Below are 15,175 nucleotides of genomic sequence, written 5' to 3'. Positions count from 1 at the left end.
TCCGGCACTCCCCCGCCTTGCAAAAGAAAGACATCTCGCGATGACGCACACCCCGATCCCGTTCCCCGAAGGCTTTCTGTGGGGGGCCTCCACCGCCGCCCACCAGATCGAGGGCAACAACACCAACAGCGACTGGTGGGTGAAGGAGCACAGCACCGGCACCCACATCCAGGAGCCCAGCCTGGACGCCTGCGACAGCTACCACCGCTGGCGCGAGGACATGGACGTACTGGCCGAACTCGGCTTCACCGACTACCGGTTCAGCATCGAGTGGGCCCGCATCGAGCCCGCCGAGGGACGGTTCTCCCGGGCGGAGCTCGCGCACTACCGGCGGATGGTCGAGGGCGCGGTCGAGCGCGGCCTGCGCCCGATGGTCACCCTGCACCACTTCACCGTGCCGCAGTGGTTCGAGGCGCGGGGCGGCTGGACGTCCGAGGGCGCCGCCGAGCTGTTCGCCCGGTATGTCGCCGCCTGCGCGCCGGTCATCGGCGACGGCGTGCCGTACGTGTGCACCATCAACGAGCCCAACATGATCGCCGTCATGGCCGGGCAGGCCAAGCGCGGTGACATCGGCTTCCCGCCCGCCGGACTGCCCACCCCCGACGAGGAGACGACGCACGCGGTGATCGCCGCGCACCGGGCGGCCGTCAAGGAGGTCAAGGCGATCAATCCGGCGATCCAGGCGGGCTGGACCATCGCCAACCAGGTCTACCAGGCACAGCCCGGCGCCGAGGACGTCACCGCCGCCTACCGGCACCCGCGCGAGGACGTCTTCATCGAGGCGGCGCGCGGCGACGACTGGGTCGGCGTGCAGTCCTACACGCGTACGCGGATCGGTCCGGAGGGTCCGGTCCCCGCGCCCGCCGACGCCGAGCGCACCCTCACGCAGTGGGAGTACTACCCGGCGGCCGTCGGGCACGCGCTGCGCCACACCGCCGCGGTGCTCGCCGACGCGGACGTGCCCCTGATCGTCACCGAGAACGGCATCGCCACGGATGACGACCCGCGTCGTATCGACTACTACAAGGGTGCCCTGGACGCGGTGGCCGCGTGCCTGGCGGACGGCCTCAACATCGGCGGCTACCTGGCCTGGAGCGCCCTCGACAACTACGAATGGGGCTCCTACAAGCCCGCGTTCGGGCTGATCGCCTGGGACCGCGAGACGTTCGCCCGCACGCCCAAGCCGTCCGCCCACTGGCTGGGCGGGCTCGGCCGCATACGGGAACTGCCGCGCCTCGCCTACTAGTCCAGCACCACTCCTTCCCGAACCCGGGGACCGGCCGCACCTGACAGCGGTCGGTCCCCGTCCCATCGCGTCACCGTCCATCGGACCTTGCCCATCGGACCTTCATGAACGGGAGTTGGACCTTCATGGATCGTCGTACCTTCCTGGCCGCCGGAGCCGGGGCCGCCGCCCTGTCCCTCGGCGCCGCTCCGACCGCCACCGCCGCACCGCGCATCACGTCGTTTCGGCCTCGGAGCGCCGACGCGCCGCTGCTGCGGAAGTGGTTCCGCTCCACGTATCGCTCGATCGAGGCGATGACGACCGGCCTCGGTCTCGCCGCCGACAAGATCGACGTCAGCGGCTCCGGCGCCCCCGTGCCCTCACGCCAGACCTCGCCGACCAACATCGGCTGCGGGCTCTGGTCCACCGTCGCCGCCCGCGGCCTCGGCGTGCTCGGCGAAGGGGCGATGCACCGGCGCCTGGCCCGCACCGTCGCGGCCGTCGAGAAGCTGGAGCGGCACCACGGCTTCTGGCTCAACTGGTACGACGCGCACGACGGTTCGGTGCTCACGAGCTGGCCGGGCACGGGCGACCCGGTCCGCCCGTTCCTGTCGTCCGTCGACAACGCCTGGCTGGTGACGGGACTGCGCATCGCCGCCCACGCCGACCCGGCCCTGCGCCCGCGCATCGCGAAGCTGCTGGCCGCCGCCGACTGGTCGTACTTCTACACGCCCTACGACCCCGCGGACCCGGCCGCCCGGCCGGGACAGCTGCGCGGCGGCTTCTGGACCGACACCGGCGAGCCCACCGCCCACCACTACGGCGCCCTCAACACCGAGCCCCGCATGGCCAGTTACCTCGGCATCGCGGACGGCTCGATCCCCTCGGACCACTACTGGCACCTGCTGCGCACCATGCTCCCCGAGCACGAGCAGGAGCAGCGGCCCGAGGGGGCGTACGTCACGGTCGACGGCGTCCGCGTGTGGCAGGGCCACTACACCCACCGGGGGCGCAAGCTCGTGCCCACCTGGGGCGGCTCGATGTTCGAGGCGCTCATGGTGCCGCTGTTCGTGCCCGAGCCGGAGTGGTCCCCGCGCGCGTGGGGCATCACGCACGACCGCTATGTGCGCAGCCAGATCGAGCACGGCCTGATCGAGGAGAAGTACGGGTACTGGGGGTTCTCCCCCGCGAACATCCCCGAGGGCGGGTACCGCGAGTACGGCGTCGACGCGATCGGCATGCAGGTCGACGGCTACCACTCCCTCGGCGTCGTCACCCCGCACGCCTCCTTCCTCGCCCTCCCCCACGCGCGCGGAGCGGCCATCGACAACCTCAAGGCGCTGGAGCGCGACTTCGGGGCGTACGACGAGACGTATGGATTCCGCGATTCCGTGGACGTACGCAGCGGGCGGGTCAGCGACTTCGTGCTCGCGCTCGACCAGGGCATGATCGCGGCGGCCCTCGCCCAGGAGCTGCGGCCCGGCCTCTTGCAGGCGCCGTTCCGCACCGGCGGCTTCGCCGCGCGCGTGCGGCCGCTGCTGGCCAAGGAGCGCTTCAGTATCTGAGAGACCCCGCGGGGGCGCCGCCACCCAGTCCGGTCGCGGCGCCCCGAATACCGCCATACGCTCCCAAATGTGACACAGCCCTCGCGCAGAGCAGGGCGGGCCGCAGCGGCCGCGGTGGCCGTGCTGCTCGCCTGGTTCCCGCTGCTGTGTCCCTCACCCGCGTTCGCCGATGATCCGGTCACGCTCTCCCGCACCGGCCAGATCACCGACAAGGCGGGCGCCCTCGGCGACCGCAAGGACGCCGTCGAGCAGGCCGTCGACCGGCTCTACGACGACCGGGGCGTGCAGCTCTTCGTCACCTACGTACGCGACTTCTCCGGCCGCTCCGCGCAGAGCTGGGCGGACGCCACCGCACAGCGCAACGGCCTGGGCATCGACGACGTGCTGCTCGCCGTCGCCACCCACGACCGGCAGTTCGCCTACTCCGTGGACGACGCCTCACGGCTCACCGACGCACAGCTCCGCGACGTCGCGACCACCGCGATCAGGCCCGCCCTGCGCGAGAACGACTGGGCCGGGGCCGCCATCGGCGCCGCGGACGGCTACCGCGCGGTCCTCGCGGGCCGGGCAGTGCCGACCCCGGCCATCACCGCGGGCCCGGCCGACCCCGGCGGGGGCGACGACTCCGTCGCCGGTGACCTGGTGCTTCCCGTGGTGGCGGTGGGCGCGGCCGGGGTCGCGGCGACGGTCGCGTACAAGCGGCGCAAGAAGCGGGTCACCACGCGCACGACGCCCGGCGGCGGCTGGAACCGCGGCGCGGGCAAGGACCTCACGCCGCTCCCCGAACTCGACCAGCAGGCCCGCAGGCTCCTCGTCGAGACCGACGACGCGGTCCGCACCAGCACCGAGGAACTCGGCTTCGCCACCGCGCAGTTCGGCGAGGAGGCGGCCAAGCCCTTCAGCGAGGCGCTCGCGTACGCGCAGTCGGAGCTGACGGCCGCGTTCCGGCTGCGGCAGCAGCTCGACGACGCCTTCCCCGAGGACGATCCGACCAGGCGCCGCATGCTGGACGAGATCGTCGCGCGCTGCACGGAGGCGGGCCGCAGGCTCGACGCGGAGACCGCGGGCTTCGACCAGCTGCGTGCCCTGGAGAAGAACGTCCCCCAGGCCCTGGAGCACGCGGAGACGGTGTTCCGGCAGGTGGCGGCCCGCACCGGCGCCGCCGAAGACACCCTCGCCACGATCCGCGCGACCTACGCGCCGACCGCGTCCGCGGGCGTCGTCGGCCACATCGAGCAGGCCAAGGACCGCCTGGTCTTCGCCACCACGCACCTCAACCAGGCCCGGCAGTCCGTCGACGCGGGCGGGAGCGGCCCCGCCGCCGTCCATCTGCGGGCCGCCGAGGGCGCCGTCGACCAGGCGGGCACGTTCGTGGACGCCGTGGACCGCCTCGCCGACGAGCTGGCGCTGGCCGCCGAGAAGCTGCCCGCCGCGCTCACCGAGTCGGAGACCGACCTCGCGGACGCGCGCGGCCTCCTCGAAGGCACCGCGGACGGCGTCTCCACGGCCGATCTGCGGGGCCGTATCGCCCGCGCCCAGTCCGTGGTCGCCGAGGTGCGCGGGCGGACGTCCGCGGGCCCCTACGACCCCATCGAGGCCCTGCGCCGTGTCGAGGAGGCCGACGCCGCACTCGACGAGGCGCTCGCGGGCGCCCGGGAGCGCGAGGTCGCCGACCGCCGCTCCCGTTCCCTGCTCGCCCAGGCCCTGCTCACCGCGCGCAGCGCCGTCGGGGCCGCCGGGGACTACGTCACCACGCACCGGGGCGCCGTCGGCAGCGAGGCGCGGACCCGCCTGGCCGAGGCCCAGCGCCATCTCGCGCAGGCGGAGGCGGCCCAGGACGCCGACGCCACGGCCGCGCTCGCCGAGGCCCAGCAGGCGGACTCCCTGGCCCGGCAGGCTCAGCAGCTCGCCGAACGTGACGTACGGGGCTACGGCAATCCCTACGGAGGGCTCGGCGGGGGCGGTGGCAGCGGCGGCGGCATGGGCGGCGCGGTGCTCGGCGGGATCATCCTGGGCGAGCTCTTCGGAGGCATGGGCCGCGGTGCGGGCGGCGGAGGCGGCCCCTACGGAGGGGGCGGTTTCGGCGGGGGCGGCCCCGGGAGCTTCGGCGGCGGGGGGACGCGGGGGCGCCGGGGCGGAGGCGGCAGGTTCTGACCCCGCACCGGCTGCGGCCGGCGACGACGACTTCTCCCAAGACCACTGCCAAGGAGACGAGTTCTCCGAAGACCACTGCCAAGGAGACGAGCCCCATGACCAAGCAGACCATCCTCGGCCGCGTCGCCCAGCTCGCCAAGGCGAACATCAACGCGCTCCTCGACCAGGCCGAGGACCCGCAGAAGATGCTCGACCAGCTGATCCGCGACTACACGAACAACATCAAGGAGGCCGAGGAGGCGGTCGCGACCACCATCGGCCAGCTGCGGATGCTGGAACAGGACCACAAGGAGGACCAGGACGCGGCCCTGGAGTGGGGCGCCAAGGCGCTCGCCGCGAGCAGGAAGGGGGACGAGCAGCGCGCGGCGGGCAACGCCACGGAGGCCGACAAGTTCGACCGGCTCGCCAAGGTGGCCCTGGGGCGGCAGTTGCAGGCCGAGAAGGAGGCCAAGGAGGCCGAGCCGACGATCGCCTCGCAGACCGAGATCGTCGACAAGCTGCGGTCCGGCCTCGACCGCATGAAGGTGAAGCTGACGGAACTGCAGTCGCGGCGCGACCAGTTGGTGGCCCGCGCCAAGACCGCGCAGGCCCAGAACCAGATGCTGGACGCGGCCCAGCACATCGATGTCCTGGACCCGACCAGCGAGTTGAGCCGCTTCGAGGAGAAGGTGCGGCGCGAGGAGGCGCGGGCGCTGGGCAAGCAGGAACTCGCCGCGTCCTCGCTCGACGCGCAGTTCGAGGAGCTGGACGGTCTGGGCGACGCGGCGGAGGTGGAGGCCCGCCTCGCCGCCCTCAAGGCGACCACGTGACCGAGGCGTCCCGTCCCGCCCCGGAACCGTTCAGAACAGGCTGAGCAGGGCCTCCGCTGCGTCCATGGGCTCCGCGTCGCCGTCGGGCAGCGCCATCTCGAACCACACCGTCTTGCCGTGCGGCGTCTTGCGCGAGCCCCACGCGGCGCTGAGCAGGCCGACGAGCTGGAGCCCGCGCCCGCCCTCGTCGGTGTCGCGCGCCCGGCGCCTGCGCGGCTGGACGAAGCCCCCGTCCCACACCTCGCACACCAGGGTGCGGTCGAGCAGGAGGCGCAGTCTGATGTCGCCCTCGCCGTATCTGAGCGCGTTGGTGACGAGCTCGCTGACCAGGAGTTCCGCGGTGTCGCAGAGCCGGTCCAGGTCCCAGGCGCGCAGCTGCTCGCAGGCCAGCTCGCGCGCGCGGCCCACCGACTTGAGGTCGCGCGGCAGCGTCCAGTCGCCGACGTGCTCGGCGGGCAGGCCCTCGACGCGCGCCATCAGGAGCGCGATGTCGTCCTCTCCGTGGTGGGTGTCGAGGGTGTTCAGGACGTGGTCGCAGACGTCCTCCAGGACCGGAGGGGCGTCGCTGAGGGCGCGTACGAAGGCGTTCAGGCCCTCGTCGAGCGGATGGTCGCGGGACTCGACGAGGCCGTCGGTGTAGAGCGCGAGCAGCGCGCCCTCGGGCAGGTCGACCTCGACGTCCTCGAAGGGCTCGCCGCCGACGCCGAGCGGCATGCCGGGGGGTACGTCGAGCATCAGCGCGGACTCGCCGGGCTCGACGAGCACGGGCGGCAGGTGGCCCGCGTTGGCGAAGGTGCAGCGTCGTGTGACGGCGTCGTAGACCGCGTACACGCACGTGGCGAGGTACACCTCGCTGAGGTCCGCGTCCGCCGCCTTGCGTGCCGTGCGGGTGGGCTGCTGGGGTCCCGCGGGGTTGCCGAGGCCGCGGGCGATCTCGTCGAGGGCGGAGAGCACCTCGGCGGGCTCCAGGTCGAGGAGCGCCAAGGTGCGTACGGCAGTGCGCAGTTCGCCCATGGCGACGGCGGCGCGCAGGCCGCGGCCCATGACGTCGCCGACGACCAGGGCGGTGCGGTGTCCGGGCAGTTCGATGACGTCGAACCAGTCGCCGCCGACCTCCGTCGCGGCATTGCCCGGCAGATAGCGGCAGGCGATGTCGAGCCCGGACGCCTCGGGGTCGCCGGGCGGCAGCAGGGACCGTTGCAGTATCAGCGCGCGCTCGTGCTCGCGGCGGTAGAGGCGGGCGTTGTCGATGCAGACGGCGGCGCGCGCGGCCAGTTCGACGGCGAGGGCCCGGTCGCGCTCGCCGAAGGGTTCGCTGCCCTTCGTACGGGAGAACTGGGCGAGGCCCACGACGGTGTCGTGCGCGACCATCGGCACGGCGAGCGTCGACTGGATGAGGCCGCCGGTGAGCCTGCTCGCGGACGCGTCGTCGCCGGCCGTGAGCAGCCGGGGCCGTGCGGTGCGCAGCGCGTCGGCGCAGGGCGAGGTGAACGCGTAGCGGTGCACGGCGCCGACGTCGACGGGCGCGGTGCCCGCGGGGAACGGTGCGTCCGCGACGGCGCTCGCGAAGGCCACCCGGCGCAGTTCGGCGCTGCCGTCGGCGAGCCCGGGCGGTGTCTCGTCGCCGTCGAGGAGCCCTTGGTAGAGGTCGACGGAGGCGAGGTCGCAGAAGCCGGGGACGGCGACGTCGAGCAGCTCTCTCGCGGTGGTCTCCAGGTCGAGGGAGTTGCCGATGCGGGCGCCCGCCTCGTTCAGGAGGGCGAGGTTGCGGCGGGCGTGGGCGGCCTCGCGGGCGGCGGCGTGCCGCCGGGTGACGTCGGTGCCGAGGCCCGCGACGCCGATCGGGCGGCCCGTTCCGCTGTGCACGCGGTAGAGGTTGATCGACCAGTGTCTGCGGTCGCTGCTGCCGGGGGCCGGGCCCACGATCTGCATGTCCGTCACGGAGTCGCCGGTCTCCAGGACCCGTTTCAGGGCGGCGGACATGCGGTCGGCCTCGTGGCGCGGCAGATAGTCGTGGACGGTGCGGCCGCGGTGGTCCTCGACGCCGCCGCCGAACACGTCGGCGAAGCGGCGGTTGGCGCGCTGCACCTTCAGGTCGGGGCCGAACAGCAGGAAACCGAAGGGAGATTGGCCGAAAATGGCCTGTGACGCGGCGAGGTCCGTCTCGATCTGCCGCAGCGCCCTGACGTCGACGACGACGCAGACCGCGGCCCGCTCCCCGTCCTCCGTCTCGGTCGGCATGACGTAGACCTCGGCGATGCCTTCCGTGCCGCATTCCTCGGAGCCGCTCCCCTCGGGCAGGCGGAACGGCACGACGCCCGTCCACTCCCGCCCGTCGAGGATCTCCGCCATCTTGCGGTGACCGCCCGCGCGCAGCTCGGGCGGTACGAACGCCTCGATCGGGTCCTTGCCGACGGCCTCGCGCGCGGCCACGCCGAACAGCCGCTCGGCACGCACGCTCCACTGGTCGACGAGCCCGTCGGCGCCGATGGAGAACGAGGCGACCTTGATGTAGTCGTAGATCGAGCCGGGTGGGTTGCTCTGCCAGATCTCGCCCGGCATCGCTTCCGCGGGCCCCTCGGCCCCGGCGTCGCCCGGCTCGTCGGCCATGCCGTCGCCGGAACCCTCGGCCGTCGCGTCGCCCGACGTGCCGTTCGGCTCCGTCGTCTTCGCTGGTATCTCGCTCACGCGAACCGTCCCCTCCAGCTCACCGCGTCCGGCATCGGTCACCGCATACGGCTGACCGCAGTATCCAGCACTACGGCAGCGCGCCACACGGCGTTCACGATCACAGCACGGAGTCGACTCTTTTTGGCCCGTGCCGCTCTTGTGCCCGACGCCCATCGCACACTGCCAGTCTTCTAACCCGGCAGCGCCAGCTCGAACCACACCGTCTTTCCCGTCCGGCCCGTGCGGCCCGGCCGTGTGCCCCAGCTCCGCGCCGAGCGCGCCACCAGCTGGAGGCCCCGACCGCCCTCGTCGTCGGGTCCCGCGGTCCGCTCCAGGGGCGGGTCGGGGAGCGGATCGGACACCTCCACCCGCAGGGTCCCCATGGGGTCCACGGGGCGTACGAGACGTACGCCGATGGGCCCGGACGCGTAGCGCAGCGAGTTGGTCACCAATTCGCTCACGAGCAACACGGTGACGTCACCGAGCGGCGCGAGATCCCATTCGCCGAGCTGCTTGCGGACCACGGCGCGGGCGGTGCGGACGGCGCCGGGGTCCGCGGGAAAGTCCCATTCGGCGCAGTCGCCTTCGGTGTCGATCACGCCGAATCACTTCCAGACCAGAAGCGGAACCTGTCCGGTTTCGTGGGGTTAATGGGCACATACCCGATATCCCGGCAGGATTACCGCTTACCTGGTCGCACTGTGGCACGAACGGCGTAGGAGGAGTCAGTGCGCGGCGTGCGGCAGGGCGAGCGCCGCCGTGACCGCGGGCACGTCGGCGGCCAGCCAATCCACCGACCAGACCTCGTCCGGCGCCAGCCAGCGCAGGGCGTCGTGATCCTCCAGGGGCTTCGGCTCGCCGGAGACCAGGCGTGCCGTCCACACCCGCAGCGCGTACCCCCTGGGGAGCGGCCACTGGCCCGGCACGCGCTCCAGGGGTTCGGCCTCGACGCCCAGTTCCTCGCGCAGCTCGCGCACGAGGGCGTCCTCGCACTGCTCACCGGGTTCCACCTTGCCGCCGGGCAGCTCCCAGCCGCCCGCGAGCTCCGGCGGGGCGGAGCGCCGTGCGGCGAGCAGGCGGCCCTTGTCGTCGTACAGGGCTGCGCCCACCACGATCTGTTCAGTCATGCGCCGGAGCCTAGGCGCTCCGCTGGGTGGGGTCGGTCGGCATCTGCGGGCCGCCTGCGGCTGAGCGCGCAGTTCCCCGCGCCCCTTACGGGGCCCTCTTGCGAGCCCTCGCCTCAGCGGCCGCTGCCGTTTGGGCTTAGTTTTTCGATCCAGTAGAGCTGTTTTTGGCCGCGGACGTCGAGACTGTCCGCGATCTTCTGGGCCTCGGCCTTCGTCGCGTACCTGCCCACGCGGTAGCGGTTGCCGTTGTCGTCCTGCCGTATCACGAACCAGGGCAGCAGAACCGTCCCGTCGTTCATCGCGCCCCTCCGCTCGACACCCCCGGCGCGCCCCACGCCTCGATCAGTAAGGAAACCGCAATCCGCATATGCCCGAGCCTACGCCCGACCTTTACTCAGCGGATACGAGTTTGCACAAAGAGATACGCATGAGGTGTGCAATCGGCCAACGGCCGGGCAGCGAGAGGGGGCGCACCCCCTTGGATGCGCCCCCATGCGCCCACCCCTGGGCCCACTCCGTGCGGGCTCAGTCGGCGCGCACCGTCGGCAGTGGCATCAGGACCGGCTCACCCGGCGACGTACGGCAGACGTCCCCGCACGTGGCGTCGAGCGAGCAGCACAGCGAGCAGATCGGGCCCGACTGGACGGGGCAGTCGGCGATGTCGGGGAGTTCGTACGCCGTGTCGCAGACGCCGCAGGTGTGCGTGGCGGTCACGTCGGCGATCTCGACGTGCGGGCCGTTCACCGGGTTGGGGCGCGCGAGGTAGTACTTGCCCTGCGTCGCCCAGGCGATCAACGGGCAGAGCACGAGGGCGAGTCCGGCCGCGATGAAGGTCGAGAACGCCTCCGCGTACTCCCCGAACAGGCCGAAGAACGCGAGGATCGAGACCGTCGACGCGATCACCATCGAGCCGAATCCGGCCGGATTGACCGCGTACAGATACGCCCGCTTGAACTCGATGTACTTGGGGCTCCAGCCCACCCGCTTGTTGATGACCAGATCGGCGGCGACCGCGGTGATCCAGGCGATGCCCACGTTCGAGTAGAAGCCGAGCAGCTTGTTCAGGGCGGCGAACATGTTCATCTCCATCAGCGTCAGCGCGATGGCGAGGTTGAGGAAGATGTACCAGACCCGGCCCGGGTGCCGGTGCGTGATGCGGGAGAAGAAGTTCGACCAGGACAGCGAGCCGCTGTAGGCGTTGGTCACATTGATCTTGATCTGCGAGACGATCACGAACAGGGCGGCCGCGGGCAGCGCGAACGAGCCGAGCCAGGGCTTCAGCGCCTCGATCTGCGGGGCGATGGGCTCCAGGGCGTGCGTCCTGCCGACCGCTTCGAGGGCGACGAACGCCAGGAAGGCTCCGCCCAGTTGCTTGGCCGCCCCGATGACGACCCAGCCGGGGCCGGCCGCGAGCACGGCCAGGTTCCAGCGCCGCTTGTTCTGCTCGGTCCTGGCGGGCATGAAGCGCAGGTAGTCCGCCTGTTCGCCGATCTGCGCGATGAGCGAGAGCGCGACGCCCGTGCCGAGCCCGAAGCCGATCCAGGAGAACCCGCTGCCCGCGCCCTCCGTGCCGCCGAAGGACCCGAAGGCGCCCCATGCGTCCGGCGCCTCGAAGGCGAGCACCACGAAGGGCAGGACCATGCCGATGAGCCAGATCGGCTGCGTCCACGCCTGCACCTTGGCGAGGGCGCCCATGCCGCGGAAGACGATCGGGATGACGATCAGCGTCGTCACCAAGTAGCCGATCTGCACCGGGAGTCCGACGGCCTGGTGCATGGCCTGGGCCATGATCGAGCCTTCGAGGGCGAAGAAGATGAAGGTGAAGGACGCATAGATGAGGGACGTGAGGGTCGAGCCGAAATAGCCGAAACCCGCCCCTCGGGTCACCAGGTCCATGTCCAGGCCGTAGGTGGCGCAGGCCCGTGCGATCGGGATGCCGGTCACGAAGATGATCGTGGCGGCGCACAGGATCGAGGCGAGACCGCTCGTGAAGCCGTAGGTGAAGACGATGGACGCGCCGATCGCGAAGTCCGCGAGATAGGCGATGCCGCCGAGCGCGGTGGAGGCCACCATCGTCGGCGACCAGCGCCGGAAGGAGTGCGGGGCATAGCGCAGCGAGTAGTCCTCGCGGCTCTCGTCGGCCGCCATCCTGGCGTAACTGCGCTTGGGGGGAGGGCTGTCCACGGGGCTCTCTGGGTCGTGGGCGACCGCCGCCCCTGTCGTCTCCGTCGTCATGAGGGTTCCTGTCGTCCGACCGGATTGCGGGTACGGACGGGGAAGGTAGGAGCCGCGCGTGACGGTGCGGTGCAGCGTGTCGTTGCCCCGGGGTTACGGAACGCGGGTGGGCGTTAACTCGTGATCACGGCGGGCGGACGGGCCCCTCCGCAATCCGGGCGTGCGCCGCCGGGACGGCGCACGCCGGGGTCATTTGACCGGCAGGTGGTATGCGATCCGATAGCGGTCGGCGGGCACCACGACATCGGCGGTCTCGACCGGGCGGCCCGACGCGTAGTACGTCCGCTGGACGACGATGACGACATGGCCGGGGACGCCGCCGAGCGAGTTGAGCTCCTCGGCGAGGCCGGGGCGGGCGCCGACCTCCTCCGCGACGTTGTCCACGACCACATCGATGGCGGCCATCCGCTCGACCACCCCGCAGCCGCCGAGCGGGCCCTCCTCAGGGAGCATCACCGGGGTGCGGCCCGTGACGGCGAGGGGCTCCCAGGAGGTGGAGAGCATCATCACCTCGCCCGCGTCCCGGAAGACGTAATGGGTGCACATCACGCGGTCGCCCGCGCGGATGCCGAGCCGCTCGGCGACCGCGACGCTCGCCTCGACCTGCTCGCTGCGGGACTCCCAGGTGCCCCGCGCGCCGTCGGCGGCCTGCTCCTGACGGAAGGGCGTGGAGCCGCCGGACAGGGAGCGATAGCCGGTGCGGGCGATCTTGCGCGGGACGGGTCGCTCGCGCACATAGGTCCCCGATCCGGAGCGGCCCTCGACGAGCCCCTCGGCCATCAGGACCTTCCTGGCTTCCAGGGCGACCGTGTCCGAAACTCCGTACTCCTCGCGGATCCTGGCCTGCGAGGGGAGCCGGGTGTGCGGCGGCAGCGAACCGTCGACGATCTTCTTGCGGAGATCACCCGCGACACGCAGATACGCCGGCTGCTCACCGAAAGTCACTGGCCACTCCCATCAGGTTGACAGACAGCAACAGCCTGGCAACCGTGGGTTGTTGGGTGCAACCCAAGGCCAAGGAATCACCCGAAGTGATGATTTCTCGCCCCGCAGGTCTTTACGCAGGGGCTTTCCCCGGATATAGCGATTGATCAAGGGTGTTGAGGAAACGTTCAGTCGCCGCGCGGGCGATCTGGCTGCCCCAGCTCCCCCAGTTCACGTCGAAACAGTGGTCGACCCACGGCAGTTCGACATACGTCGCCGGAGCCCCCGCCCCCTTCAGGCGCCGCGCGAGCTCGCGCGCCTGCGCCACCGGGACCGCCCGGTCCGCGCTGCCGTGCAGCAGCAGCGTCGGCGGTACGTCTCCTCTGACCAGGCGCGCCGGCGAGCCGAGCCGGTAGCGGGCGGGCACGGCGGCCGCCGAACCGCCCATCAGACGGGGGATCATGGGGTCGCCGCGCAGCGCGGTCCCGGCGATCAGGCGCCGCATGTCGGTGGGCCCGTAGAGCGAGATCACCCCGGCCACCGAGCTGTCACGCACCGCACAGGACGCCGGGACCCGCCCGTCACCCTCCGTGTAGGCGGCCGCGAGCGCGAGGTTGCCGCCGGCCGAACTGCCCGCAAGGAGAAGGCGGTCGGGGTCGATGCCGTACACGCGCGCGTGCCGTCGCACCCAGCCCACCGCGCACTTCACGTCGCCGATCTGGTCGAGCTGGGTGGCCCGCGGCGCCAGGCGGTAGTCGATGTCGAAGACGGACCACCCGCGCGCGTTGAACCACCTGTTCCACTCGGGGGTCTGACTGCGGTGCCCCTTGTTCCAGCCGCCGCCGTGCACCCAGACGACGGCAGGGTGCCGCACCGCCCGCCGCTTGGGCAGCGCCCACAGGTCGAGCTTCAGCTTCTGCCTGCGCTGTGCGCCGTGCCGCTCGCCCACGCGCGCGTACGTGAGGGAACGCCCGCGGGCGGGCACCTTGGCGTAGTTGACGCCGTCGAAGTACCGGGCGGGGGCGAGCTGTTGGCCCTGCCGGGACGCCGTGCCGTACGCGGCGGCGTACGGCATCACTCCGTAGACGAGGGCCGCGAAGGAGGCGAGCGCCGCGAGCCCCGCGCACCAGGGGTGGCGCCGCCCCGCGAGCGCGGCCGCGGCGAGACCGAGCAGCCCCGGTCCCAGGAGCACGAGCCCCCACGAGGTGATGGCGGCCGCGACGAGCACGAGGAGCGGGACGCGGGGCAGCGGGGCGGCGACGAGGACGGCGAGCGCGGCGTTCAGGAGTCCGGCGGCGAGGAGCAGGGCCCGGGCCGCGGCGGGGGGCGGCTTGACGGACGTCACGCCGAAGAAATATCACAGAAGCGGACAAAAGGCCCTTAAGGTGACCGTCTTGGCGGCACGTCACACCTCGGCGCTGTCGCCACCCTCGCCCGAGCCGCTCCCACCCGAGCCGCCCTTGCCCGATCCGTCCTCGCCCGAACCGTCCTCGCCGGAGCCGCTCCCGCCCCTGCCGTCGTCGCGCAGCGAACCCTCCAGCGAGCGCGTCCCCTCCGTCGACGCGTACAGGCACGTGATGTACCGGCTGCCGGTGCGCCAGGTCTCGCGGTCGGGGACGAAGAAGACGACCTCGACGCCGCTCGCACCGGCCGACGAGCCCTTGGAGTACGCGTCCGCGTAGGCCGTGCACTTGCGCTCCGCGAGGCCCTGCAGCTCCGCGTCGCCGGGGAAGCCGTGGTGGTTCACCCGGAACGACGCGAAGACCTCGGCGTCGTGCGGCCGGGCGCAGGGCACCTCGTCGATCTCGTACTCGTACGTCGTACTGCCGATGTCGCTGTCGGGGACGTTGAAGCAGCCGCCCTTGTCGACGGGGAAGGCGCCGCTGCGGGACTCGCGGGCGGCCTCCTTGAAGCCGTCCACGAAGTCGCGCGCCGCACCCGTGGTGACGGCGAGGACGAGCAGCACCATGCCGAGCGTGGAGAGGATGCTCCCCGCGATCGCCAGGCCCTTGCCGCGCTCGCCCTTCTTCTTGATCTGCGCGAGGCCGACGAGACCGAGCACCAGGCCGACGCCCGGCACGCAGCAGAGGATGCCGAGGACCAGGGAGGCGATCGCGAAGCCGTTCACCGGCGGCCGCGAGTAGGGCGAGTACGGGCCGGGCCACTGCTGGTACGGGGAACCGTACGGGGGCTGTCCCTGCGGGCCGTACGGTCCGGGCTGGGGCGGGTGCGGGCCCGGCGCGTACGGGCCGGGCGGCGGCGGTATGTCCACGGGGGCCGTGCTCCTGGGTGGTGGGCGATGCGGAGAGCTTGGCGCATCGTAGTCGGGAGCGCAGGCGAAACGACAATGCGCCCTCAAAGCTCACAACTCGGACAGCGGACCGGCGGGCCCTCCCCACACGACGCCTGGTCCGCTCCGGCACGTCGGACCGGAGCGGACCAGGAGAGAAGCGGAACCGCAGTGGA

Annotated in this window: 12 protein-coding genes; 4 read left to right on the top strand and 8 right to left on the bottom strand. The window is 72.0% G+C overall.

All coding sequences use genetic code 11. The features are described from left to right. Positions 1-40 precede the first annotated feature (40 nt). The 4 genes from ACFWZ2_RS03835 (at position 41) to ACFWZ2_RS03820 (ending at position 5,753) form a co-directional block, all read left to right on the top strand. Positions 41-1,246 carry a glycoside hydrolase family 1 protein gene (locus ACFWZ2_RS03835; RefSeq protein ID WP_384541345.1) on the top strand — a complete coding sequence of 402 codons (1,206 nt, stop codon included), beginning with the start codon at positions 41-43 and terminating at the stop codon, positions 1,244-1,246. Between the two features lie 125 nt (positions 1,247-1,371). Next, the gene (locus ACFWZ2_RS03830; protein WP_384541342.1) at positions 1,372-2,790 is read left to right on the top strand and encodes a glucoamylase family protein; all 1,419 of its coding nucleotides are present in this window, start codon (positions 1,372-1,374) and stop codon (positions 2,788-2,790) included. A 69-nt stretch (positions 2,791-2,859) separates the two neighbouring features. Further along, positions 2,860-4,944, top strand: coding sequence for a TPM domain-containing protein (locus tag ACFWZ2_RS03825; protein WP_384541339.1), 2,085 nt, complete (start codon positions 2,860-2,862; stop codon positions 4,942-4,944). 95 nt (positions 4,945-5,039) lie between these two features. Then, the gene (locus ACFWZ2_RS03820; protein ID WP_384541337.1) at positions 5,040-5,753 is read left to right on the top strand and encodes a PspA/IM30 family protein; all 714 of its coding nucleotides are present in this window, start codon (positions 5,040-5,042) and stop codon (positions 5,751-5,753) included. Between the two features lie 30 nt (positions 5,754-5,783). Here ACFWZ2_RS03820 and ACFWZ2_RS03815 read toward each other — a convergent pair whose 3' ends face one another. The 8 genes from ACFWZ2_RS03815 to ACFWZ2_RS03780 form a co-directional block, all read right to left on the bottom strand. Next, a complete protein-coding gene (locus ACFWZ2_RS03815) occupies positions 5,784-8,441 on the bottom strand; it encodes a SpoIIE family protein phosphatase (protein ID WP_384541334.1) in 2,658 nt (885 codons plus the stop codon). Between the two features lie 173 nt (positions 8,442-8,614). Further along, positions 8,615-9,022 (bottom strand): ATP-binding protein, encoded by a 408-nt coding sequence (locus ACFWZ2_RS03810; RefSeq protein ID WP_384541331.1) that lies wholly within the window; start codon positions 9,020-9,022, stop codon positions 8,615-8,617. A gap of 126 nt (positions 9,023-9,148) precedes the next feature. Next, positions 9,149-9,550 carry a (deoxy)nucleoside triphosphate pyrophosphohydrolase gene (locus tag ACFWZ2_RS03805; protein WP_384541329.1) on the bottom strand — a complete coding sequence of 134 codons (402 nt, stop codon included), beginning with the start codon at positions 9,548-9,550 and terminating at the stop codon, positions 9,149-9,151. A 113-nt stretch (positions 9,551-9,663) separates the two neighbouring features. Beyond that, positions 9,664-9,849, bottom strand: a complete 186-nt coding sequence (locus tag ACFWZ2_RS03800) for an SPOR domain-containing protein (protein ID WP_384541327.1) — start codon at positions 9,847-9,849, stop codon at positions 9,664-9,666. Between the two features lie 226 nt (positions 9,850-10,075). After that, on the bottom strand, positions 10,076-11,698 hold the full coding sequence (locus ACFWZ2_RS03795) for a purine-cytosine permease family protein (RefSeq protein ID WP_384542130.1): 1,623 nt from the start codon (positions 11,696-11,698) through the stop codon (positions 10,076-10,078). Between the two features lie 276 nt (positions 11,699-11,974). Beyond that, entirely contained in the window at positions 11,975-12,730 is a 756-nt protein-coding gene (locus ACFWZ2_RS03790) for a GntR family transcriptional regulator (RefSeq protein WP_384541325.1), read from the bottom strand. Between the two features lie 112 nt (positions 12,731-12,842). Beyond that, a complete protein-coding gene (locus tag ACFWZ2_RS03785) occupies positions 12,843-14,054 on the bottom strand; it encodes an alpha/beta hydrolase fold domain-containing protein (protein WP_384541322.1) in 1,212 nt (403 codons plus the stop codon). A 60-nt stretch (positions 14,055-14,114) separates the two neighbouring features. Continuing rightward, positions 14,115-14,981, bottom strand: a complete 867-nt coding sequence (locus tag ACFWZ2_RS03780; RefSeq protein WP_384541319.1) for a DUF4190 domain-containing protein — start codon at positions 14,979-14,981, stop codon at positions 14,115-14,117. Between the last annotated feature and the right edge of the window lie 194 nt (positions 14,982-15,175).

It is taken from the genome of Streptomyces sp. NPDC059002 (assembly GCF_042740435.1).
Lineage (GTDB): Bacteria > Actinomycetota > Actinomycetes > Streptomycetales > Streptomycetaceae > Streptomyces.
The sequence above is the reverse complement of the archived record's forward strand: the minus strand, read 5'-3'. Positions and strand labels throughout refer to the sequence as shown.